The sequence below is a fragment of the Mycobacterium branderi genome, from assembly GCF_010728725.1.
GTDB lineage: Bacteria > Actinomycetota > Actinomycetes > Mycobacteriales > Mycobacteriaceae > Mycobacterium > Mycobacterium branderi.
On the sequence record NZ_AP022606.1, the window covers coordinates 3,728,919 to 3,750,057 of the forward strand.

Here is a 21,139-nt window from a genome sequence, read left to right on the forward strand (position 1 = left end):
GTGTCCCGGGTCCTGCTGGTTACCAATGACTTTCCTCCTCGGCCCGGCGGCATTCAGTCCTATCTGGAGGAGCTCGTCACTCGGCTGGCCGCTGCCGGATCGCACACCGTGACGGTGTATGCGCCGCAGTGGAAGGGCGCCGACGCGTTCGACTCGCGCGTGGCCGGGTATCAGGTGGTGCGGCACCCCGGCACGCTGATGCTGCCCGGGCCCGCCGTAGACGCCCGGATGCGCCGGTTGATCGGCGAGCACGGTGTTGACACCGTCTGGTTCGGCGCGGCCGCGCCGCTGGCGCTGCTGGCCCGCCGCGCACGCCGGGCGGGTGCCAGCCGGGTGCTGGCCAGTACCCACGGTCATGAAGTCGGCTGGTCGATGCTGCCGGTGGCACGGTCGGTGCTGCGCCGCATCGGCGAGGACACCGACGTCGTCACCTTCGTCAGCCGCTACACCCGGGCCCGCTTCGCTTCGGCCTTCGGTCCCGCGGCGGCACTGGAGTACCTGCCTCCCGGGGTGGACACGGACCGGTTCCGGCCGGATGCGGCCGGCCGCGCCGAACTGCGTGCCCGCTACCGGCTGGGCCAGCGGCCCACGGTGGTGTGCCTGTCGCGGCTAGTGCCGCGCAAGGGGCAGGACATGCTGATCCGCGCTCTGCCGGCGATCCGGCGGCGGGTGGACGGCGCCGCGCTGGTGATCGCCGGCGGCGGGCCTTATCTGGCGTCGTTACGCCAGCTGGCCCATCGCTACGGGGTCAGCGACCACGTGACGTTCACCGGCGGCGTGCCCGCCGCGGAGCTGCCCGCCCACCACGCGATGGCCGACGTGTTCGCAATGCCGTGCCGCACCCGCGGCGCCGGGCTGGACGTCGAGGGGCTGGGCATCGTGTTCCTGGAGGCGTCGGCCACCGGCGTGCCGGTGATCGCCGGATGCTCGGGCGGGGCACCAGAAACCGTGCGGCACAACGAAACTGGGCTCGTAGTCGATGGCCGTTCGGAGCAGCAGGTCGCCGACGCCGTCACCGAGTTGCTGGCCGACCCGGACCGCGCCGCCGCGATGGGCGCCGCCGGGCGGGCCTGGGCGACGGCGCAGTGGCGCTGGGACACGCTGGCCGCGCGGCTGGCCGACCTGCTGTAGTCAGGCGTAGATCGCCTCGATATCGGTGGCGAACTTTTCGGCGACCACTTTGCGCTTAACCTTCATCGTCGGCGTCAGCTCACCGGTGTCCTCGGTGAAGTCGACGGGCAGGATGCGGAATTTGCGGATCGATTCCGCGTGCGAGACGGACTGATTGGCCTGCTTGACGGCGGCATCCACCTCGGCAACCAGATCGGGGTCGGTGGCCAGGTCGCCCACCGAGCTGCCCGACGCCTTGCTGTTGCGCTGCTTCCAGCCCTCGAACGCCTCGGGGTCGATGGTGATCAGCGCACCGATGAACGGCTTGGCGTCCCCGACCACCATGGCCTGGCTGATCAACGGGTGGGCCCGCAACTGGTCCTCGAGCACGGCGGGCGCCACGTTCTTGCCGCCCGCGGTGACGATGATCTCCTTCTTGCGGCCGGTGATCGTCAAGAACCCGTCGTCGTCGATGGCCCCGAGGTCGCCGGTCTTGAACCAGCCGTCGGCCATCGCCTCGGCGGTGGCCTGCTCGTTGCGCCAGTACTCCCGGAAGACCACCCCGCCGCGCACCAGAAGTTCCCCGTCGTCGGCAATCCGCATGCTGTTGCCGGGCAACAACTTCCCGACGGTGCCGATCTTCAGGTCGCCCACCCGGTTGACCGTGATGGCCGCGCTGGTCTCGGTCAGGCCGTAGCCCTCGTGGATGGTCAGGCCGACGCCGCGGTAGAAGTGGCCCAGCCGGGCGCCCAGCGGCCCGCCCCCGGAGATGGAGGCGCGGCAGTTGCCGCCCAGCGCCGCCCGCAGCTTGTGGTACACCAGCCGGTCGAACAGGGCGTGCTTGGCGCGCAGCAGCAGGCCGGGGCCGCCGCGGTCCTGGGCTTCGCTCCAGTCGACCGCGGTCTGGGCGGCCATCTGGAAAATCCGGCCCTTGCCGTCGTTTTCGGCGTTCTGGGCGGCGGTGTTGTACACCTTCTCGAAGACCCGTGGCACCGAGACCACGATCGTCGGCTTGAACACCGAGAACATCGGCACCAGATTCTTGATGTCGCTGGTGAACCCGACGGTGACCTTGTTGGTGAAGGCGGCCAGGGTGATCGCCCGGGCCAGCACGTGCGCCAGCGGCAAAAACACCAGCATCCGCTCGTCCTTGCCCAGCAGCGTCGGCAGCGACTCCTTGGCACCCCGGATCTCGTAGACCAGGTTGGAATGGGTGACCTGGCAGCCCTTGGGCCGGCCCGTGGTGCCGGAGGTGTAGATCAGCGTGGCCGGACCCTCGGCCCGCAACGCCTCGACCCGCCCGGTCAGTTCGGCCGGAGCCACCGACGCGCCTGCTTCGGCGAGCGCCTCGATCGCCTTGGGGCCGGAGCCGTCGATGTGCATCACCCGGCGCAGCGACGGCAGGTCGCCGGTGAGTTCGGTGACGATCTTTGCGTGGGCATCGGTTTCGGCCAGCACCAGCACCGCCCCCGAATCCTGCAGCACCCAACGCACCTGCTCGGCCGACGACGTCTCGTAGATCGGCACGGTGACCGCCCCGACCGCCAGGATCGCGAAGTCGAGGATGGCCCACTCGTAGCGGGTGGCCGAGAAGATGGCCACCCGATCACCGGCCTGCACCCCTTCTGCGATCAATCCGGATGCGGCCGAACGGATTTGGTCTGCCACCTCGGCGCAGGTGACGTCGGTCCAGGCGCCGTCTACCAGGCGTTGGAAGATCACGAAGTCGGGATCGTCGCGCTCATGCTCGAATACCGCAGCGACGACGTTGTCGCGCTCGCCCACGGTGAACGGGGCGGGAACACTGAATTCACGCACTCTTGTGACCTCGCTTGATGTAGGCGGCTGCGTACGGCTCAGCCTAGTAGGCGACGATGCAGGCCGGGCGACGATATGTGAAGCTAGCGCCGTGCACAGCATTCAAGTCGCCGACCAGACGTTTGTCGCCGCCGACGCCGCACGGGTCGGAGCGGCGGTTGCGGACCGGGGCAGCTGGCGTCGGTGGTGGCCTGATCTGCGGCTCGACGTCGTCGAGGACCGCGGCGCGTTGGGAATCCGCTGGGCGGTGACCGGGCCGCTCACCGGCACGATGGAGATCTGGCTCGAACCGGTGCTGGATGGGGTGCTGCTGCACTACTTCCTGCACGCCGAGCCCTCCGGCGCGGCGGCGTGGCAGCTGGCCCGGATGAACCTCGCCCGAATGACGCATCGCCGCCGGGTTGCGGGCAAGAATATGGCGTTCGAAGTCAAGGCGACGCTGGAGCGGTCGCGTCCCGTCGGGGTCGCGCCCGTGGCTTGACCCCCGGCCGGGGCGGCTCAGGGAGTACCGTTTCTGCGACAGACACTGGGGGTTAGCACCCGCGTGCGGGGGAGAGGGAAGCAGCCAGGTGGCGGAGAAGACGGCCCAGACGATCTACATCGACGCCGACCCCAGCACCGTGATGGACGTGATCGCCGACATCGGTTCCTATCCGGAGTGGGTCTCGGAATACAAGGAGGCCGAAGTCCTCGAGGAGGACGCCGACGGTTATCCGAAAGTCGCGCGCATGGTGCTCGACACCACGGTGCTCAAAGACACCCTGGTGTTCTCCTACGACTGGCCGAAAGACCGCGGCTCGGTACGCTGGTCACTGGTCTCCAGCTCTATACTGCGTTCCCTTGAGGGTGCATACTTGTTGTCGCCCAAGGGGTCTGGTACCGACGTGACGTACGAGCTCACGGTCGACCTGGCTATTCCGATGATCGGGTTGCTCAAGCGCAAGGCCGAGCGCAGGCTGACCGACACCGCGTTGAAGGATCTGAAGAAACGAGTCGAGGCTGAGTGAGTCGGCAACGCCCGTCCTGGCCCGGATCAGTCTCTTCGTCGGCAAGGGCGGGGTAGGAAAGTCCACCCTGGCGGCCGCCACGGCCGTCGCCGACGCGCGCGCCGGCCAGCGGGTGCTCGTGGTGTCCACCGATCAGGCGCATTCGCTTGGCGACGTGCTGGGCGTGGCGGTTCCGCCGACCGGTCAGCGCGACCCGGTCCGGATAACGGCCGACGCCGGCGGCGGCTTCCTGGACGCGCTGGCGCTGGACACCCTGGCGCTGCTGGAGGCGCGCTGGCGTGACGTCGTCGACGCGCTGAGTGGGCGTTTTCCCGAGTCGGAGCTGGATAGCGTTGCGCCCGAAGAGCTCTCGGCGCTGCCCGGCATCCAGGAAGTCCTCGGCCTGCATGAGGTCGGCGAGCTGGCCGCGGCCGGTCGGTGGGACCACGTCGTCGTCGACTGCGCCTCCACCGCCGACGCGCTGCGGATGTTGACGCTGCCGGCCACTTTCGCGCTCTACGTGGAGCGCGCGTGGCCGCGCCACCGCAGACTCTCCGGTGCCACCGACGACCGCTCGGCGGCGGTGGTGGAGCTGCTGGAACGCATCAGCGCCAGCGTCGAACGGCTCACGGCACTGCTCACCGACCCGGCGCTGGTCGGCGCGCATCTGGTGCTGACCGCGGAACGGGTGGTGGCCGCCGAGGCGGTGCGTACGCTGGGCTCGTTGGCGCTGATGGGCGTGCGCGTCGAGGAGTTGATCGTCAATCAGATTCTGCTGCAAGACGATTCATATGAATACCGCAACCTGCCCGAGCATCCGGCCTTCGACTGGTACGCCGAGCGCATCGGCGAGCAGCGCGCCGTGCTGGACGAACTGGACGCCACCATCGGCGACGTGGCGCTGGTGCTCACCCCGCACCTGGCCGGCGAGCCGATTGGCCCCAAAGCGCTGGCCGAACTGCTCGACAGCGCCCGCCGGCGCGACGGATCCGCGCCGCCGGGGCCGTTGCGTCCCGTCGTGGATCTCGAATCCGGATCAGGCCTACAGTCGGTGTACCGATTGCGGCTAGAGTTGCCGCAAGTCGATTCCGGCGCGCTCAGCCTGGGCCGGGTCGACGACGACCTGATCATCAGCGCCGGCGGCATGCGGCGCCGAGTCCGGTTGGCGTCCGTACTGCGGCGGTGCACGGTGCTGGACGCCCATCTTCGAGGTAGTGAGCTGACGGTGCGTTTTCGACCCAATCCGGAGGTGTGGCCGACGTGACCGCCGGCGACGATGCAGAGCGGCGCGATGAGGAGGAGCGGCGGAAGTGACCGGCGTGCACCCCGACATCGGTCCAGAATTGCGCAAACTGGCGCAGACCATCCTGGACGGCATCGACCCCGCGGTGCGCGCGGCGGCGATGCGCGCCTCGGGCGGCGGTCCCGGAACCGGCAAATGCCAGCAGGTGTGGTGCCCGGTCTGCGCGCTGGCCGCGCTGGTCACCGGTGAACAACATCCACTGCTGACCGTTATCGCCGAGCACAGCGTCGCGCTGCTGGCAGTCATCCGCGCGATCATCGCCGAGGTCGACGGATCGATGACACCTCCGCCGCCGGAAGGCCCGCCCGGTGGCGGCGTTGCCGCGGAGCCTGCGCCCGAGACCGCCGCGAAAAGTCGCTACGAGCCCATCACGATCACCGTCGAGGAGTAGTGGCGATCGCAAGCGCGGCCAAGCCGGGCGCCGCGGGTCGCCACCGACAAGCTGAGCGCCGCGCTGTGGTCGCATCCACCCTCGATCGGTACAGTTGGCGCAGAATACTATCCGGCGCGGGTGAGAGGGAGGGGCCATGTGGTACTGGCTTTTCAAGTACATCTTCATGGGCCCGCTGCTCGCCCTGTTGGGACGGCCGAAAGTCGAAGGACTGGAAAACATCCCGCAATCTGGGCCGGCGATCCTGGCCAGTAACCACCTGGCGGTCGCCGACAGCTTCTATCTGCCGCTGGTGGTGCGACGCCGCATCACCTTCTTGGCCAAGGCGGAATATTTCACCGGCACCGGCCTGAAGGGATGGTTCCTGCGCTGGTTCTACAGCACCACCGGTCAGGTTCCGATCGACCGCACCGACGCCGACACCGCGGATGCGGCATTGCGGACCGCCGAGCGACTGCTCAAGGAGGGCAAGCTGCTCGGCATGTACCCCGAGGGCACCCGCTCACCCGACGGGCGGCTGTACAAGGGCAAGACCGGGCTGGCCCGCCTGGCGCTGCACACCGGCGTCCCGGTTATCCCCGTGGCGATGATCGGCACCAACACGGTTAATCCGCCCGGCAGCAAGATGTGGCGGTTCGGCCGGGTGACCGTGCGGTTCGGCAAGCCGATGGAGTTCTCCCGGTTCGAGGGGCTGGCCGGCAACCGCTTCATCGAGCGGGCCGTCACCGACGAGGTGATCTACGAGCTGATGCGGCTTTCGGGCCAGGAATACGTCGACATCTACGCCGCCACCGTCAAGGACCGCGGCAACGGATCGGCGCCGGCGAACGAACCGCCGGCCCGCATCCCGGAGACCGCCGCGGGTTAGTCAGCCGACGGGCGCGGGCTCTCGCGTCGTCAATACCCGCGGCGCCGTCCGCGCCGCGACGGCAACTCCGGCCGTCAGGATGGTCGCCAGCGCCCACCACACATAGGACACCCCGACGAGCTGGCGCCAGCCGGCCGCCGTCGTCTCGTGGTGTTTGGGCATCAGGTCGATCGGCGTCCACACCATCACCGCCACCCCCGCAGCGCTGACCACGCCCAGCGCCCGGCTGCGGCGGCGCCACGCCAGCACACCCGTCACCAACACCGCCGGCAGCATCCACACCCAGTGGTGCGACCACGACACCGGCGAAACCACCAACCCGAACAGGGCAATACAGATCACCGCCAGAGTCGGTTCGCCGGCGGCCAGCACCCGCCGCGCCGCCCAGACCGTCAGCGCCAGCACGAGCAGGCACCCGGCCACCCACAGCACGAAGCGTTCGTGCTCACCGAGCCCCAGCCGCGCGAGCGCGCCGGCGACGTTCTGGTTGGTGTTCAGCGAGGCGGCGCCGATGCGGTCGGTCTTGGCCACGGTGTCCGTCCAGTACTCCCACGAGTCGCGCCACGCCAGCGCAAACGCGGCCAGCGTTGCCGCCAGGAACGACGCCAGCGCGGTCAGCGCGGAGCGGCCGTCGCGCCGGAGCAGGAAATACAGCAAGAAGACCGCCGGCGTGAGTTTGAGCGCAATACCCAGGCCCAGCATCAGCCCGCGCGGCCAGGGGGTGCGACGCGGCAGGCAATCGGCGAGCACCAGCGTCATCAGCACGACGTTGATCTGCCCGAACGCGAAGTTCGACCTGATCGGCTCCAGCCAGATCGCCGCCGCCGCCACGACGACCACGGCCAGCCAGGATCGCCGCAGCCAGGCCGGCCCGGGCACCACCTGCGAGCTGTCCCACACGTCGAGGCGGGTCAGCACGATCATCATCGAGGTGATCAAGAGCGCGACCGTCGTCAGCGTGATCGCCACGCTGGCGGCCGGCAGCCCCAACCAGGCGAACGGGCAGAACGCGATGGCCGCCAGCGGGGGATAGGTGAACGGCAGGTCCAGCCCGCTCGGCGTGTGGAACTTCGTGTCGCCGGCGTACAGCGGACGGCCGTCCAGCCAGGCCTGACCGCCCATGCGGTACACGTCGATGTCGATGCGGTACTGCGCGTGCCAGATCAGCTGCCAGGTCGCGTAGCCGAACAGCGCGGCGGCGACCAGCACCAACAACACCCAGACGGCGACCTGCCTGACGGCAACTCGCCCGCGCATACTGCCCACGTCGGGCGACTGCCGTCTACTCATGTCGCAGACAGCCTATCGGTGAGTGTGGCGCCACGCGGTATTGCAACCGGCGATACGTGCCAAGTGGGCGTACTTTTCTTAAGGTGCTCGACTGGTTGCGGCATGACATCATCGACCGCGGTCGATTGCCCTTGTTGTGCTGCCTGGTCGCGTTCATCCTGACGTTTTTTGTGACGCGCACGTTCGTGCGCTACATCCGTCACCGCGCCGACCGCGGCGCCCCGCCGAAATGGTGGGAGCCGCGCAACATCCACATCGGCTCGATGCACATCCACCACGTGGTCGTCGGAGTGGTCTTGGTGATGCTGTCCGGGGTTTCCCTGGTGACATTGGCCCTCGAGGGCAACCAGGCCGAATTGACCACGGCGGCAATCTTTTTCGGTATCGGCGCAGCGCTGGTGCTCGACGAGTACGCGCTGATCCTGCACCTGTCCGACGTGTATTGGGAGGAGGACGGGCGCACGTCGGTGGACGCGGTGTTCGCCGCCGTCGCGGTCGGCGGACTGCTGGTATTGGGTTTGCACCCGCTGATGTTCTTCCTGTCCTTCTGGCAGGACACCCACTCACCATTGCTGCACGCCGCGGTGATCGCCGGGCTGGTGCTCACCCCGCCGCTGGCGATCATCGTGTTGCTCAAGGGGAAAGTCTGGACCGGTCTGATCGGCATGTTCTTCGTGGTGCTGTTGGTCATCGGTGCGATCCGGCTGTCGCGTCCGCACGCGCCCTGGGCACGGTGGCGCTACACCAATCAGCAGGACAAGATGCGGCGGGCGGTGCAGCGGGAACGCCAGCTGCGCCGGCCGGTGATACGCGCCAAGCTGTGGGTGCAGAGCACCATCGCCGGCACGCCGAGCCTTCCCGACGAGCGCACCGTGGATGCGGCGCTGGACCTCGAAGTCCATGCCGCGCCGCCGCCCACCGGTCCACTGCGCGTCCTGGTGCCCGGCGGCCGCGGCTAGGCTTCCGCGTCGTGCGGTACTTCTACGACACGGAATTCATCGAGGACGGCCGCACCATCGACCTGATCTCCATCGGGGTGGCCGCCGAGGACGGCCGCGAATACTACGCCGTATCCACCGAATTCGACCCGCAGCGCGCGGGCAGCTGGGTGCGCACCCATGTGCTGCCGAAGCTGCCGCCTCCCGCGTCGCCGCTGTGGCGGCCCCGCGCCCGGATTCGTTCGGACCTGGAGAGCTTCCTCGGCGTCGGGACCGACGAGCCGATCGAGCTGTGGGCCTGGGTCGGCGCCTACGACCATGTCGCGTTATGTCAGTTATGGGGTCCGATGACCGAGCTGCCCGCGGCGATTCCCCGGTTCACTCGGGAGCTGCGTCAGCTATGGGAGGACCGCGGCCGGCCGCGGATGCCGCGACGCCCGCCGGATGTGCACGACGCTCTGGTCGACGCGCGCGATCAGCTGCGGCGTTTCCGGCTGATCACGGCCGACGCCGATGCGGGCCGCGGGGCGGCCCGCTGGGCGGCCCGCTGAGAAGTCGGCCAGTCAAACACGGCCGAGGGTTAGCGTTCGTCCTGATCAAAGGGCTGCGGCGGCCGGTTACCATGGACCGGTGAGCTGGACCATTGACCTACCGATCGACCAGTTGCCGTCGCTGCCTCCGCTGCCGGAGGATCTGCGGGCCCGGCTGGACGCCGCGTTGGCCAAGCCGGCGGCGCAGCAGCCGAGTTGGCCGGCCGACCAGGCCAAGGCCATACGGACGCTCCTGGAGGCCGTGCCGCCGATAACGGTGCCCTGGGAAATCGTGCGGCTGCAGGAGATGCTGGCCCAGGTCGCACGTGGTGAGGCGTTTTTGTTGCAGGGCGGGGATTGCGCGGAGACGTTCGTCGACAACACCGAGCCGCACATCCGGGGAAACATTCGCGCTCTGCTGCAAATGGCGGTGGTGCTGACTTATGGCGCCAGCGTGCCGGTGGTCAAGGTGGCCCGCATCGCCGGCCAGTACGCCAAGCCGCGCTCCGCCGATGTCGACGCGCTGGGTTTGCGGTCCTATCGCGGCGACATGATCAACGGATTCGCCCCGGACGCGGCCGCTCGCGAACACGACCCGTCGCGGCTGGTCCGTGCCTACGCCAACGCCGGCGCCGCGATGAACTTGGTGCGCGCGCTGACGTCGTCGGGGCTGGCGTCGCTGCATCTGGTGCATGACTGGAACCGCGAATTCGTCCGCACCTCACCGGCGGGCGCCCGCTACGAGGCGCTGGCCGCCGAGATCGACCGCGGCTTGAAGTTCATGAGCGCCTGCGGGGTGGAGGACCGCAACCTGCAGACCGCCGAGATCTACGCCAGCCACGAAGCGTTGGTGCTCGACTACGAGCGGGCGATGCTGCGGCTGTCCAATGTCGAGGACGGCGAGCCGCAGCTGTACGACCTCTCGGCGCATTACCTGTGGATCGGCGACCGCACGCGGCAACTCGACGGCGCGCATGTCGCGTTCGCGGAGGTGATCTCCAACCCGATCGGCGTCAAGATCGGCCCGACGACCACTCCCGAGCTGGCGGTGGAATACGTCGAGCGGCTCGACCCGCACAACAAGCCGGGCCGGCTGACGCTGGTGAGCAGGCTGGGCAACAACAAGGTTCGCGACCTGCTGCCGCCGATCATCGAGAAGGTACAGGCCACCGGTCACCAGGTGATCTGGCAGTGCGACCCGATGCACGGCAACACCCACGAGTCGTCCACCGGATACAAGACACGGCACTTCGACCGCATCGTCGACGAGGTGCAGGGCTTCTTCGAGGTGCACCGCGCGCTGGGCACCTACCCGGGTGGCATCCACGTCGAGATCACCGGCGAGAACGTCACCGAGTGCCTCGGTGGCGCGCAAGACATTTCGGACACCGACCTGGCCGGCCGCTACGAGACGGCCTGCGACCCGCGGCTCAACACCCAGCAGTCGCTGGAGCTGGCGTTCCTGGTCGCCGAGATGCTGCGCGACTAGGGCCTGCCCCAGGCCGAGTGTGGAGTTGTTGTACGTTTATCGCGAAATAGCGTGACACAAGCGCACATTCGGCGCTCAGAGCAGTCCCGCCAGGTTGCTGCCGATCGTCCACGCCGCGGCGGCGACCATGCCGGTGATGGCCAGCACCACCGCTATCCAGATCAGCACCATGCGCTGAGCGTGCTGGCGGGCCCAGACGAACTCGCTGATCTCGATTCCCGCGAATTGCCTTGGAGTTTCCGAGTATTCCGGTTCATCCGACCAGTCGCGAGGGAGTTTGCGGGTCGGGTGCCGTACGTGCTCGGTCGGTTGGCCGGTCCGGCTGCGGCGCACCGCCTCTGACCGGCGCTGGGCCGAGTTGCGGGGCGCGGGCACCCGGAACTCCGGCAGTTCCAGCTCGTCGGCAAGCATGTCCAGCGCAGTGCCCATCTCGAGTGCGTCCGCGAATCGGCGGGCGGGGTCGCGGGCCGTAGCCCGCGCCACGAACGTGTCGAATTGTGTTGGCACACCCGCGATTCGCGCGCTCGGCGGCGGCACGTCGGTGTCGAGTCGCTGATAGGCGACCGACAGCGCGGAGTCGCCGGTAAACGGGGTTTGCCCGGTCAGCAGCTCGTAGGTCACGATGCCCAGCGCGTACACATCGCTGCGGGAGGTGGCTTTGCCGTCGCGGACCTGCTCGGGCGACAGGTAGGCGGCGGTCCCGAGAATGACGCTGGCCGAGGTGATTCCGGCTGCCGCGACCGCGCGGACCAATCCGAAGTCGGCGATCTTGACTTCGCCGTCGTCGGAGATCAACACGTTCTCGGGCTTGACGTCACGGTGCACCAGTCCGGCGTGATGCGCGACGGCCAGCGCGCCCAGTACCGGGCGCAGCACCGCGGCAACGGCGTGCGGCGGCATCGGGCCGCGTTCGGCGAGCAGCTCGCGCAGGGTGCCGCCCTCGATCAGCTCCATCACCAGGAACGGGTGGCGCGCGTCGAGGCCCTGGTCATAGACCGCGACCAGCCCGGGATCCTTGAGCCGGGCGACGCTGCGGGCTTCCAGCCGAAACCGGGTGAGGAATTGCTCGTCGCCGGCGTAGCGCGAGTCCATCACCTTCAGCGCGACCGGTCGGTCCAGCCGTTCGTCGACGCCGCGGTACACCGTCGACGTGCCGCCGGTGGCGATCTTGGCCGCAACGCGGTAGCGCCCTTCGAGCAACGCGCCGACCAAGGGATCCGTCACGGCCTCATCGTAGGCGTCGTCGCGAATTCAGCCCGAAACCTGTACTCAGCGCGCCGGAATCGGCTCTAGACTGGGCGCGATGAGCAGCATTCCGGCCGGCGACGACGTTCTGGACCCCGACGAACCCACCTACGACCTGTCCGACGTCGCCAAGCTTCTGGGTGTGCCCGTGACCAAGGTGCACCAGCAGCTGCGGGAGGGCCACCTGGTGGCTGTGCGCCGCGCCGGCGACGTGGTGGTGCCGCGGGTGTTCTTCACCGAATCCGGCCAGGTGGTGAAAAGCCTGCCCGGTCTGCTGATGGTGTTGCACGACGGCGGTTACCGCGACACCGAGATCGTGCGCTGGCTGTTCACCCCCGATCCGTCGCTGACGATCACCCGCGACGGCACCCGTGACGCCATCACCAATGCGCGTCCCGTCGACGCGTTACATGCCCACCAGGCCCGCGAAGTGCTGCGCCGGGCACAAGCTATGGCGTACTGAGGCTTTCGGCCTCTTCGACGTGGGCCCCGGGCGCCCGATACAGCGTGTACCACGCAATCAGCGCGCAGCCGCTGGCGATGATGACGTGGACCCACGAGTACATGCCATGGGCCCCATCGGGTTTGAAGATGACCATGACCCAGGTGGAAAACCCGGCGATCGCCGCGATCGCCCGTCGCGACTGGGCCAGCGGGGCTACCACCGCCAGCGGCCAGGTGTAGTACCAGGGCAACGCGGCGGGCACGAACAACACCACGACTAGCATGGCCCACGCGATCCCGGTGAGCGCCTCGCGGTCGTCGTGGCGGAATCGCCACCACAGCAGCGGCAACGCCACGGCGATGATCACGATCCCGGCCGCCCGGGTGACTTGGAGCACCGCGTAGAAGTTGACCGGGAAGAACAACCCGCCGATCGCGTGGACCAGGTTGGCCACCGCCGTCGGCACCGTCAACCAGTTGATGATCTTGACCGAACCGGCCAGCGCGGTCAGCCAGCCCAGGCCTACTCGCGCCACCGCGGACAACACCGCGAAGACCGCCACGAAGATCAGCACCGACGTCGCGGTGGCCGCCGCGAAGGCGCGCAGCGACCGGTATCCCCGTCGGGCGCTGAGATCACGCATCCATACCCAGACCAAAAACGGCAATGCGATCCCGGCGGTGGCTTTGACCGCCACCGCGACGGCGACCAGCGTGATGCCCGCAACGTGGTGACGGTCGAGGGTCAGCGCGATGCCGGCCATCATCAGACCCACCATCAGCATCTCGTTGTGCACCCCGCCCATCAGGTGGATGATCACCAGCGGATTGAGTACGCAGATCCACAGCGCGGTGGGCGCATCGGCGCCCAGATGGCGCGCTATTCGCGGTGTGGCCCAGATCAACATCGCCAACCCGGGCAGCATGCACAGGCGCAGCACCATGGTTCCCGCGATCACATGATTGCCGACCAGCATGGTGACCAGCTTCGCGATCAGGATGAACGCGGGACCATAGGGCGCCGTGGTGATGGTCCAGATGGGACTGACGTTGTCCAACAAGGGATTCGGGTTGTCCACCGGGCCGACGGCATACGGGTCCAGGCCGTCGCGAAGCAGCGCGCCCTGAGCCAGATAGGAATAGGTGTCCCGGCTGAAAACCGGTACCGACAGCAGCAACGGCGCCAGCCAGAAGCCGGTGGTGGCGACCATCGTGTATTCGGTTGCTACGCCCGCGATTACCCTGCGCCCCAGCCGAAGCCAGGCGATCAACATCAGCGCGACGCCTAGCCACAGCAGCACGGAGGACAGCACCAGGCCGTGGCCGAAGCGCAACCAGGACAGGTGCAGCGACTCCAGTAGCGGATCGTGCGGTTTGGTGCTGCCCGCGCCGAGTCCGCCCGCGGTGATGAGCACGGCGCCGCCACCACCCAGCAGTGCCGGCCGGGCCTCAGGAGACGCGGCGAATTCGCGGAGCCGCGAAAGATATTGCGTGGCAACAGGTGTCGGAGTGGACATCTGGATCAGGCGGATCGTTTGGCGGTCAGCCTGGCCAGGTCGGACAGCCCTGCTTTGGCCGGCGCGTTGATGGGCGCGGCAGCCAAGGCGGCCAACGCACGCCCGGTCAGTGTGTCGATTTGCTCCTCCACCGCGGCCAGTGCGCCCACCCCTTCGATCACGGCGCGCACGTCGCGCACCTGCGGGTCGGTCAGATCGGTGCCGATCGATGACCGTAATAGGTTGGCCGCCAACGGATCCGACTTGTCGGCCAGTTCGATTGCGGTGCCCAGCAATACGGTGCGCTTGCCCGACCTCAAGTCGTCACCGGAGGGCTTGCCGGTTACCGCCGGATCGCCGAACACGCCGAGCACATCGTCGCGCAGCTGAAACGCCAGCCCTAGGTCGGTGCCGACCTCGTGGAACAGGGTGTGCACGTCGGGGCGGTCCGCGGCCGCGGCGGCGCCCAGCTGCAACGGTCGCGACACCGTGTACGAGGCGGTCTTGTAGGTGTTGACGGTCATTGCCGAGGCAATCGACTCGGCGGCGCTGGCCTCGCCGACGATGTCCAGGTATTGACCGCCCAGCAACTCGGTGCGGATGTCGGCCCAGACCTGCCGGACGCGGCGGCGCGCATCGGTGGGCAGATCGACCCCGGCGACGATGTCGTCGGCCCAGGCCAGGGCCAAGTCGCCGAGCAAGATTGCCGCTGACATCCCGAATCGCTCCGACGAGCCCTGCCACTCCCGGTCACGGTGCAGCGCGGTGAATTTCACGTGTGTGGTGGGCCGGCCGCGGCGGGTGGCCGACCCGTCGATCACGTCGTCGTGCACCAGCGCCGAGGCGTGCAACAACTCCAGCGCCGAAAACAGCAGCAGCACTTGCGCATCCGGGTCTGTGGACGCCACCGCGCGCCAGCCCCAGTACGCAAAGGCCGGGCGCAGCCGCTTGCCCCCGCCGAGCACGAACTCCTCCAGCGCCGCAACGAGCGCGTCGTACTCGGGTCCGATATGGGCAGCGTCCGTGCGGCGAGCGCGCAGATAGGCCCGCAACTGCTCGGTGATGGCGTCGGCGAACTCGACGGTTGCCGCTGCTTCGACGCTCAGCGCGACGCCCCTTTCTCTCGAGCCGCCCTGGGCCGACAGTCTATGTCGCCCGGCGCCTATGCTGTCGTGATGACCTGCGCCAGGTCGCCCGGCGTCTGCGACGACGCGGCGGGGCGAGGCGCCGGCGGTCGGCCTGCCGCGGCGGGAAACCTAGCCATCCGATGAGGAGCAGCCTTGTGAGTCTGAACACCATTGCGCTCGAGCTGGTGCCGCCGAACGTGGATCGCGGTTCGCAGCAGGCGGTCGACGACGCCCGCAAGGTGCTGCAGTTCTCCGCGGATGTCGGGCTCGGCGGACGGATCGGCCACGTGATGATTCCGGGGTTGATCGCCGAGGAGGACGACCGGCCCGTCGAGATGAAGCCGAAGCTGGACGTGCTGGACTTCTGGTCGATTATCAAACCGGAATTGCCGGGGGTGCACGGATTGTGCAGTCAGGTCACCGCGTTCTCGGACGAGGCCACGCTGCGCCGGCGGCTCACCGATCTGGTCGGCGCCGGGATCGAGGGCATTGTCTTCGTGGGTGTTCCGCGCACGATGCAAGACGGTGAGGGCTCCGGGGTGGCGCCGACCGACGCGCTGTCGATCTATCGCGATCTGGTGGCCAACCGGGGCGTGATCTTGATTCCGACGCGGGAGGGCGAAGCCGGTCGCTTCAACTTCAAATGCGAGCAGGGTGCGACGTTCGCGCAGACCCAGCTGCTGTACTCCGATGCGATCGTGCGGTTTCTGGCCGACTTCGCCAAGGAAACCGACCACCGGCCCGAGATCCTCCTGTCGTTCGGCTTCGTGCCGAAGGTCGAGAACCGGGTGGGGTTCATCAATTGGCTCATCCAGGACCCGGGCAACGCCGCCGTCGCCGAGGAGCAGGCATTCGTCAAGACGCTGGCCGGCAGCGAGCCGGCGGAGCGGCGCAAGCTGATGCTCGACCTCTACAAGCGGGTGATCGACGGTGTGGCCGACCTGGGTTACCCGCTCAGCATCCACCTCGAGGCCACCTACGGCGTTACCGCGGCGGCTTTCGAGACGTTCGCCGAGCTGCTGGACTACTGGGCGCCGGGGGTTTAGTCGGGCGGCCCGTCGCCCGGCTCGGCGAAGCGGGGGGAGCGGTCGCGGCTGTACCACGCCAGCCCCGCGACTATCCCAGCGACCGCCAGGGACGCCAGGCCGAGCCACAACGCCGCGCCGCGGAACGAACGGGTGCTGGGGTCGGTGTAGCGGGCCTGGGCCGTCATTGTGCTGACCACGCCCGGCTTGAGCTTCCACGCCACGATGTCGGGGTCCACCCGCTCACCGTTGGTGGACGTCACCGCGCCGGGGAAGGCGACGCTCAGCTCGACGTCGGCGTCGGGATCGGTCAGCGACGTCAGGTCCGCCCGGCCTTCCAGGATCACCAGGTCGCCGGCTCGGCGCAGTGTCAGGTTCACGCCCTGGGCGTCGGGGTTCATGTTGGCCAGCTGCGGAAGCTCGGCGAAGGTCAAATCGGAGAACACCGCCTGCGATCCCACGTAGCCGTCGCGGTCGTATTTGGAGATCGCCACTTTTTGGCTGAACGGGATGTTGGGGTCCAGCTGGGGTCCGGCGTCCTTGTCGTTGCGTGGTTTGGCGGCGGCGACGATCTCTCCGGACACCGTGTCGTCGGGGGAGATGGTCAGCGACGCCTTGACCCGCAGGCAGCCGGTGGCGAGCGGCACCACCACCAGCAACAGGGCCGCGGCAAGCAGGCGTCGGGATGTCAGTCGTCGGGCGAGGGCCTGGATGCCGCGGGCATGCACCAGGTCATCGTGCCAGACCCGTTGCTACAGCGGCAGCGTGCGGCCCAATATCGCGAATGCCCGTGGGTCCCCGGCGAAGTGGTAGCCGCGGATGATGTCGACGAAGCCGAGCCGTCGATACAAGCGCCACGCCCGGTTGGCCTCGCCGTTGGTTTCCGGCGTCGACAACAGGACGTTCGCCTCGCCTCGCCCGGCCAGCAGCCGCCGCGCCAACGCCTCGCCCAGGCCGCGGCCTTGCGCGCGTGGGTGGATATGCAATTCGGTCAACTCGAAGTAGCTGGTCATCAGCCGGGAGATCTCCGGACGCGGCAGACCGAGGCGCTGCAGTCCCGACACCACTTGTTGCTGCCACCACTGGTCGGGTGCGCCGCAGTAGCCGTAGGCCACGCCCAGTAGCGGCGCGTTGCTGAGTTGTTCGGCCGACGGGGTGCCGCCGGGTTCGACGTCAACCTCCACCGCGGCGACGGCCTGCCAGCCGTGGCGCCGAATGTGTTCCAGCCACATAGCGGCGCGCTGGTTTTCAGTGCCGGGGGGATAACGCATGGCGTCGACGTACACGCCCAAGGCGTCATCCAGACGGCGCTGCATATCGTGCGGCGACAGATCGATGAGGAATGTCGCCAACTCGCGGTGTCCTCCTCGGACGGTCAGTGGTGTCGTGCTTCCATCGCCCATTATCTTCACCGGCGGTCTCGGTGCGGACCGGCAATCTGACGTCGTTACAATCTGCTGACGAACCAGTGGTACGGCGCAGATCGACCTCGTATCATCGAAAGTTAGTTGCCCATATAACGGGTATCCTCACGTCACAGCTTGTCGGCAAGGAGGGACGAATGCCACTCTCCGATCATGAGCAGCGCATGCTCGACCAGATCGAGAGCGCTCTGTACGCCGAAGATCCCAAGTTCGCCTCCAGCGTTCGCGGCGGTGGATTGCGCGCACCCACGGCGCGGCGGCGGTTGCAGGGTGCGGCGCTGTTCGTAATCGGTTTGGGCATGCTGGTTTCCGGAGTGGCGTTCAAAGCCACCTGGATCGGAACCTTGCCGATCCTTTCGGTTCTGGGTTTCTTGATCATGTTCGGCGGCGTCGTCTACGCCATCACCGGGCCGCGGCTGTCGGCCAAGCCCGATCTCCCGGGGCCGCGCCAGCGCCGCATCAAGGGCACCGGTAGTTCATTCACCAGCCGGATGGAAGATCGGTTCCGGCGCCGCTTCGACGAGTAAGCGTCAAGTCGACCATGGGGCAGCCGCCGGCTGCCCCTTTTTCGTTGCGCCGAGACCGCGGCGTCAGCGCGAGCTGGTGGACAATCCCACGCTGCAGGCAGGCTCGGTGCCGTCGACGCAGCTCGGGCTCCCCACAACGCCCCACTTCGCCTAAATCGCCAGTGACCTGGGAATTTCTCAACTCCTTTGACTGATCCACGTCGCCGTCATCTGGTTGTCGTGGTGTGGGGGCAAGTAAATCACCCATCCGTAACCCACAAAATGGGGCGAAGTGGGGGATTGTGGGGTATGGTGGCAGAAGTCGTGGGGAGAGGCGGAGCGAAGGCTCCGCCCCGTGGCGGGAGGTGGCCAGATGTTCTTGGGCACCTACACGCCCAAGCTCGACGACAAGGGGCGGCTGACGCTGCCCGCGAAGTTCCGCGACGCGCTGGCAGGAGGGTTGATGGTCACCAAGAGCCAAGACCACAGCCTGGCTGTCTACCCGCGCGCGGAGTTCGAGCAACTGGCCCGCCGGGCCAGCAAGGTGTCCCGAAGCAATCCGGAGGCGCGGGCATTCCTGCGCAACCTCGCCGCGGGCACCGACGAGCAGCATCCCGACGCTCAAGGCCGAATCACGCTGTCGGCCGATCATCGCCGCTACGCCAACCTGTCGAAGGACTGCGTGGTGATCGGATCGGTCGACTACCTCGAGATCTGGGATGCACAGGCCTGGCACGACTACCAACAGACCCACGAAGAGAACTTCTCCGCGGCCAGCGATGAAGCACTCGGCGACATCATCTGAGGCGAATGCCCGTGCACCGTGGCCTCTGCCCGAACCGACCCTGACGTACTTCCCCAACGCCAGGTTCGTGCTCTCGGACAGGGACCTCGATGTGCGGGCGATCGCAAGCGCGGCGAAGCCGGGCGCGGCGGGTCGCCCGCAGACGGGCCGGGCGATCGCAAGCGCGGCGAAGCCGGGCGCGGCGGGTCGCCCGCGGTCTGGCGGGGCGATCGCAAGCCGGCCCATCCTCCGGGGAGGTGATGCCGTGCCTGATGCCACAGGCGATTTCGGCCATGTGCCCGTGTTGGCCGAACGCTGTGTCGCGTTGCTCACCCCGGCGCTGACCCGCCGCCACCCCGACGGATCGGGCGCACTTCTGGTCGACGCCACTGTCGGCGCCGGTGGGCATGCGGAACGATTTCTGACAGCGCTGCCGGGCCTCCGCCTGGTCGGGCTCGACCGCGACCCGACCGCGCTGGACATCGCCCGCGATCGGCTGGCGCGCTTCGCCGGCCGGGTCACGCTGGTGCACACCCGCTATGACGGCATCGCCACAGCTCTCACCGAATCTGGTTACGCTGCAACAGGTTCGGTGGACGCAATCCTTTTCGATCTCGGCGTTTCGTCCATGCAGCTCGACCGGCCTGAGCGAGGCTTCTCGTACGCTCAGGACGCGCCATTGGACATGCGGATGGACCCCGGGTCGCCCCTGAGCGCAGCCGACATCGTCAACAGCTACGACGAGGCCGCGCTGGCCGATATTCTGCGCCGCTACGGTGAGGAGCGGTTCGCGCGTCGCATCGCCGCACAGATGGTCCGCCGCCGCGCGGCCACACCGTTCACCACGACGGGTGAGTTGGTTGAGCTTGTCTACCAGGCGATTCCGGCGCCTGCCCGGCGTACCGGCGGACACCCGGCCAAGCGCACGTTCCAGGCGCTGCGCATCGCGGTCAACAGCGAACTGGATTCGCTGACTGCCGCGTTACCGGCCGCGCTGGACGCCGTGGCGGTCGGTGGGCGCATCGTGGTACTGGCCTATCAGTCGTTGGAGGACCGCATCGTCAAGCGGGCGTTCGCCAACGCCACCGCGTCGCGTACCCCCACCGACCTGCCGGTTGAACTCCCCGGCCATGCAGCGCAATTCACGTCGTTGACCCGTGGCGCCGAACGCGCCGACGACGCCGAGATTCTGCGCAACCCGCGCAGTGCGGCGGTGCGGCTGCGGGCCGTAGAAAGACTGCAGTCAGGGAGGGGGCATTGATGAAGCCCAAACGCGAAGCGTCACAACGCTCCCGCGACGACGATCGTCGCCGCGGGCAGGACAAGGCCCCTCGCCGCAAGGCCGGGCGCCGACCGGTCGAGCCGGCGTCGGGGCGGCGGCCCCGTGCCGGAAAGGCCTCGGCCCCGGCCCGCGAGCCACGAGCACCGAGGTCCGGACCGCAGACGACGCCCATACCCCGGCCCGCCGAGCGGCCGGCCCGGCCCAAGAGCACCAGCCAGGCCAAAGCCCGCGCAAAGGCGCGGAAGGCGAAGGCGCCCAAGGTCATTCGCCCTCCGTTGCGAGAGCGCCTGCTGAATCGGCTGGCGTCGATCGACCTGCGGCCGCGCACGCTGGCGGCCAAAGTGCCGTTCGTGGTGCTGATCATCGGCTCGCTGGGCGCCGGGCTGGGCGTCACGCTGTGGCTGTCCACCGACTCCGCCGAGCGGTCCTATGAGTTGGGCAGTGCCCGCAAGACCACGCAGCTGTTGCAGCAGCAGAAGGAGGCGCTCGAGCGCGACGTGCTGCAGGCGCAGGCCGCGCCGGCGCTGGCGGAGGCTGCCCGCGGCCTGGGCATGATCCCGACGAAGGACACCGCCCACCTGATCCAGGATCCTGGCGGCAACTGGGTTGTCGTCGGCACGCCAAAGCCGGCCGAGGGCGCGCCGCCGCCGCCGCTGAACACCAAGCTGCCGGACGAGAAGCCGACTCCGCCGCCGGCCCGGCCCAATTCGGTGGAGGTGCCGATGCGGGTGACGCCCGTGGTCCCGAGTCTCCCGGGCCAAGCCGGTCCGGAGGTCGTGATCCGCGACCCCAGTGGCGCGACGACACTTGGGAGTCCGCATTTACCGCCACAGGACATGCCGCCGGTGCCCGGCGCACCCCCTGCACCCGGCGTGGCTCCGGCGCCGGGTCCACTGCCCGTGCCAGGCCCGCCGCCCGTCGTACCCGTGGCCCCCGAGCTGGTGCCCCCTGCCGGCGCGGCCGGTCCGCCGGCTGCCGTGCCCGCTGTTCCCGTCGCACCGCCCGCCGCGCCGCCGCCGACCAATGGCGAGCAGTTCGGTCCACTGACGACCGTCACGACCCCGGGCGCGGCCCGGTGAAGGG

22 protein-coding genes are annotated in these 21,139 nt (G+C 68.4%); 15 read left to right on the forward strand and 7 right to left on the reverse strand.

Annotated features, from left to right (window positions below; genetic code table 11):
• On the forward strand, nt 1–1,131 hold the full coding sequence (gene pimB / locus G6N47_RS18175; protein ID WP_083131985.1) for a GDP-mannose-dependent alpha-(1-6)-phosphatidylinositol monomannoside mannosyltransferase: 1,131 nt from the start codon (nt 1–3) through the stop codon (nt 1,129–1,131).
• On the opposite strand, the gene G6N47_RS18180 is transcribed toward pimB, so the two are convergent.
• Nucleotides 1,132–2,928, reverse strand: a complete 1,797-nt coding sequence (locus G6N47_RS18180; RefSeq protein WP_083131984.1) for an AMP-dependent synthetase/ligase — start codon at nt 2,926–2,928, stop codon at nt 1,132–1,134. It abuts the gene before it with no gap.
• A 91-nt stretch (nt 2,929–3,019) separates the two neighbouring features.
• Here G6N47_RS18180 and G6N47_RS18185 point away from each other — a divergent pair, with 91 nt between their 5' ends.
• The 5 genes from G6N47_RS18185 to G6N47_RS18205 all read left to right on the forward strand — a co-directional run bounded on the left by G6N47_RS18185 (nt 3,020) and on the right by G6N47_RS18205 (nt 6,476).
• On the forward strand, nt 3,020–3,409 hold the full coding sequence (locus tag G6N47_RS18185) for a polyketide cyclase / dehydrase and lipid transport (RefSeq protein WP_083131983.1): 390 nt from the start codon (nt 3,020–3,022) through the stop codon (nt 3,407–3,409).
• Nucleotides 3,410–3,497: 88 nt separating this feature from the next.
• The gene (locus G6N47_RS18190) at nt 3,498–3,935 is read left to right on the forward strand and encodes an SRPBCC family protein (RefSeq protein ID WP_083131982.1); all 438 of its coding nucleotides are present in this window, start codon (nt 3,498–3,500) and stop codon (nt 3,933–3,935) included.
• On the forward strand, nt 3,928–5,178 hold the full coding sequence (locus tag G6N47_RS18195; RefSeq protein WP_083131981.1) for an ArsA family ATPase: 1,251 nt from the start codon (nt 3,928–3,930) through the stop codon (nt 5,176–5,178). Before G6N47_RS18190 ends, G6N47_RS18195 begins: the two co-directional genes overlap by 8 nt.
• Nucleotides 5,179–5,224: 46 nt before the next feature.
• Nucleotides 5,225–5,608: a hypothetical protein gene (locus tag G6N47_RS18200; RefSeq protein ID WP_083131980.1), complete on the forward strand. Its 384-nt coding sequence runs from the start codon at nt 5,225–5,227 to the stop codon at nt 5,606–5,608.
• A 136-nt stretch (nt 5,609–5,744) separates the two neighbouring features.
• Nucleotides 5,745–6,476 carry a lysophospholipid acyltransferase family protein gene (locus tag G6N47_RS18205; protein ID WP_083131979.1) on the forward strand — a complete coding sequence of 244 codons (732 nt, stop codon included), beginning with the start codon at nt 5,745–5,747 and terminating at the stop codon, nt 6,474–6,476.
• On the opposite strand, the gene G6N47_RS18210 is transcribed toward G6N47_RS18205, so the two are convergent.
• Entirely contained in the window at nt 6,477–7,766 is a 1,290-nt protein-coding gene (locus G6N47_RS18210) for a glycosyltransferase 87 family protein (RefSeq protein ID WP_083131978.1), read from the reverse strand.
• An 83-nt stretch (nt 7,767–7,849) separates the two neighbouring features.
• Here G6N47_RS18210 and G6N47_RS18215 point away from each other — a divergent pair, with 83 nt between their 5' ends.
• The 3 genes from G6N47_RS18215 (at nt 7,850) to G6N47_RS18225 (ending at nt 10,723) form a co-directional block, all read left to right on the forward strand.
• On the forward strand, nt 7,850–8,725 hold the full coding sequence (locus G6N47_RS18215; protein WP_139799506.1) for a hypothetical protein: 876 nt from the start codon (nt 7,850–7,852) through the stop codon (nt 8,723–8,725).
• Between the two features lie 11 nt (nt 8,726–8,736).
• Nucleotides 8,737–9,255 carry a polyadenylate-specific 3'-exoribonuclease AS gene (locus tag G6N47_RS18220; RefSeq protein WP_163659683.1) on the forward strand — a complete coding sequence of 173 codons (519 nt, stop codon included), beginning with the start codon at nt 8,737–8,739 and terminating at the stop codon, nt 9,253–9,255.
• A gap of 79 nt (nt 9,256–9,334) precedes the next feature.
• Nucleotides 9,335–10,723, forward strand: coding sequence for a class II 3-deoxy-7-phosphoheptulonate synthase (locus G6N47_RS18225; RefSeq protein WP_083131975.1), 1,389 nt, complete (start codon nt 9,335–9,337; stop codon nt 10,721–10,723).
• A 75-nt stretch (nt 10,724–10,798) separates the two neighbouring features.
• Here G6N47_RS18225 and G6N47_RS18230 read toward each other — a convergent pair whose 3' ends face one another.
• The gene (locus G6N47_RS18230; RefSeq protein ID WP_179966396.1) at nt 10,799–11,947 is read right to left on the reverse strand and encodes a protein kinase domain-containing protein; all 1,149 of its coding nucleotides are present in this window, start codon (nt 11,945–11,947) and stop codon (nt 10,799–10,801) included.
• 79 nt (nt 11,948–12,026) lie between these two features.
• Here G6N47_RS18230 and G6N47_RS18235 point away from each other — a divergent pair, with 79 nt between their 5' ends.
• Nucleotides 12,027–12,431: an Rv2175c family DNA-binding protein gene (locus G6N47_RS18235; protein ID WP_083131974.1), complete on the forward strand. Its 405-nt coding sequence runs from the start codon at nt 12,027–12,029 to the stop codon at nt 12,429–12,431.
• Here G6N47_RS18235 and G6N47_RS18240 read toward each other — a convergent pair.
• The gene (locus G6N47_RS18240; protein WP_083131973.1) at nt 12,418–13,929 is read right to left on the reverse strand and encodes an alpha-(1->6)-mannopyranosyltransferase A; all 1,512 of its coding nucleotides are present in this window, start codon (nt 13,927–13,929) and stop codon (nt 12,418–12,420) included. The two genes, G6N47_RS18235 and G6N47_RS18240, sit on opposite strands and share 14 nt — an antisense overlap.
• Nucleotides 13,930–13,934: 5 nt before the next feature.
• Entirely contained in the window at nt 13,935–15,014 is a 1,080-nt protein-coding gene (gene idsA2, locus G6N47_RS18245; protein ID WP_083131972.1) for a bifunctional (2E,6E)-farnesyl/geranyl diphosphate synthase, read from the reverse strand.
• Nucleotides 15,015–15,190: 176 nt separating this feature from the next.
• Between idsA2 and G6N47_RS18250 the strand changes: the two genes are divergently transcribed.
• Nucleotides 15,191–16,081, forward strand: coding sequence for a mycobacterial-type methylenetetrahydrofolate reductase (locus G6N47_RS18250; RefSeq protein WP_083131971.1), 891 nt, complete (start codon nt 15,191–15,193; stop codon nt 16,079–16,081).
• Here the strand turns inward: G6N47_RS18250 and G6N47_RS18255 are convergent.
• Nucleotides 16,078–16,752 (reverse strand): LppM family (lipo)protein, encoded by a 675-nt coding sequence (locus G6N47_RS18255; protein WP_139799511.1) that lies wholly within the window; start codon nt 16,750–16,752, stop codon nt 16,078–16,080. The genes G6N47_RS18250 and G6N47_RS18255 overlap by 4 nt on opposite strands.
• Before the next feature lie 60 nt (nt 16,753–16,812).
• Nucleotides 16,813–17,412: a GNAT family N-acetyltransferase gene (locus tag G6N47_RS18260; RefSeq protein ID WP_083132023.1), complete on the reverse strand. Its 600-nt coding sequence runs from the start codon at nt 17,410–17,412 to the stop codon at nt 16,813–16,815.
• 209 nt (nt 17,413–17,621) lie between these two features.
• Here G6N47_RS18260 and G6N47_RS18265 point away from each other — a divergent pair, with 209 nt between their 5' ends.
• The 4 genes from G6N47_RS18265 to G6N47_RS18280 all read left to right on the forward strand — a co-directional run bounded on the left by G6N47_RS18265 (nt 17,622) and on the right by G6N47_RS18280 (nt 21,135).
• The gene (locus G6N47_RS18265; RefSeq protein WP_083131970.1) at nt 17,622–18,011 is read left to right on the forward strand and encodes a DUF3040 domain-containing protein; all 390 of its coding nucleotides are present in this window, start codon (nt 17,622–17,624) and stop codon (nt 18,009–18,011) included.
• Nucleotides 18,012–18,363: 352 nt separating this feature from the next.
• The gene (mraZ, locus tag G6N47_RS18270) at nt 18,364–18,795 is read left to right on the forward strand and encodes a division/cell wall cluster transcriptional repressor MraZ (protein ID WP_045382941.1); all 432 of its coding nucleotides are present in this window, start codon (nt 18,364–18,366) and stop codon (nt 18,793–18,795) included.
• On the forward strand, nt 18,770–20,035 hold the full coding sequence (gene rsmH / locus G6N47_RS18275) for a 16S rRNA (cytosine(1402)-N(4))-methyltransferase RsmH (protein ID WP_139799504.1): 1,266 nt from the start codon (nt 18,770–18,772) through the stop codon (nt 20,033–20,035). Before mraZ ends, rsmH begins: the two co-directional genes overlap by 26 nt.
• A complete protein-coding gene (locus G6N47_RS18280; RefSeq protein ID WP_083131968.1) occupies nt 20,035–21,135 on the forward strand; it encodes a hypothetical protein in 1,101 nt (366 codons plus the stop codon). Before rsmH ends, G6N47_RS18280 begins: the two co-directional genes overlap by 1 nt.
• Nucleotides 21,136–21,139 lie beyond the last annotated feature (4 nt).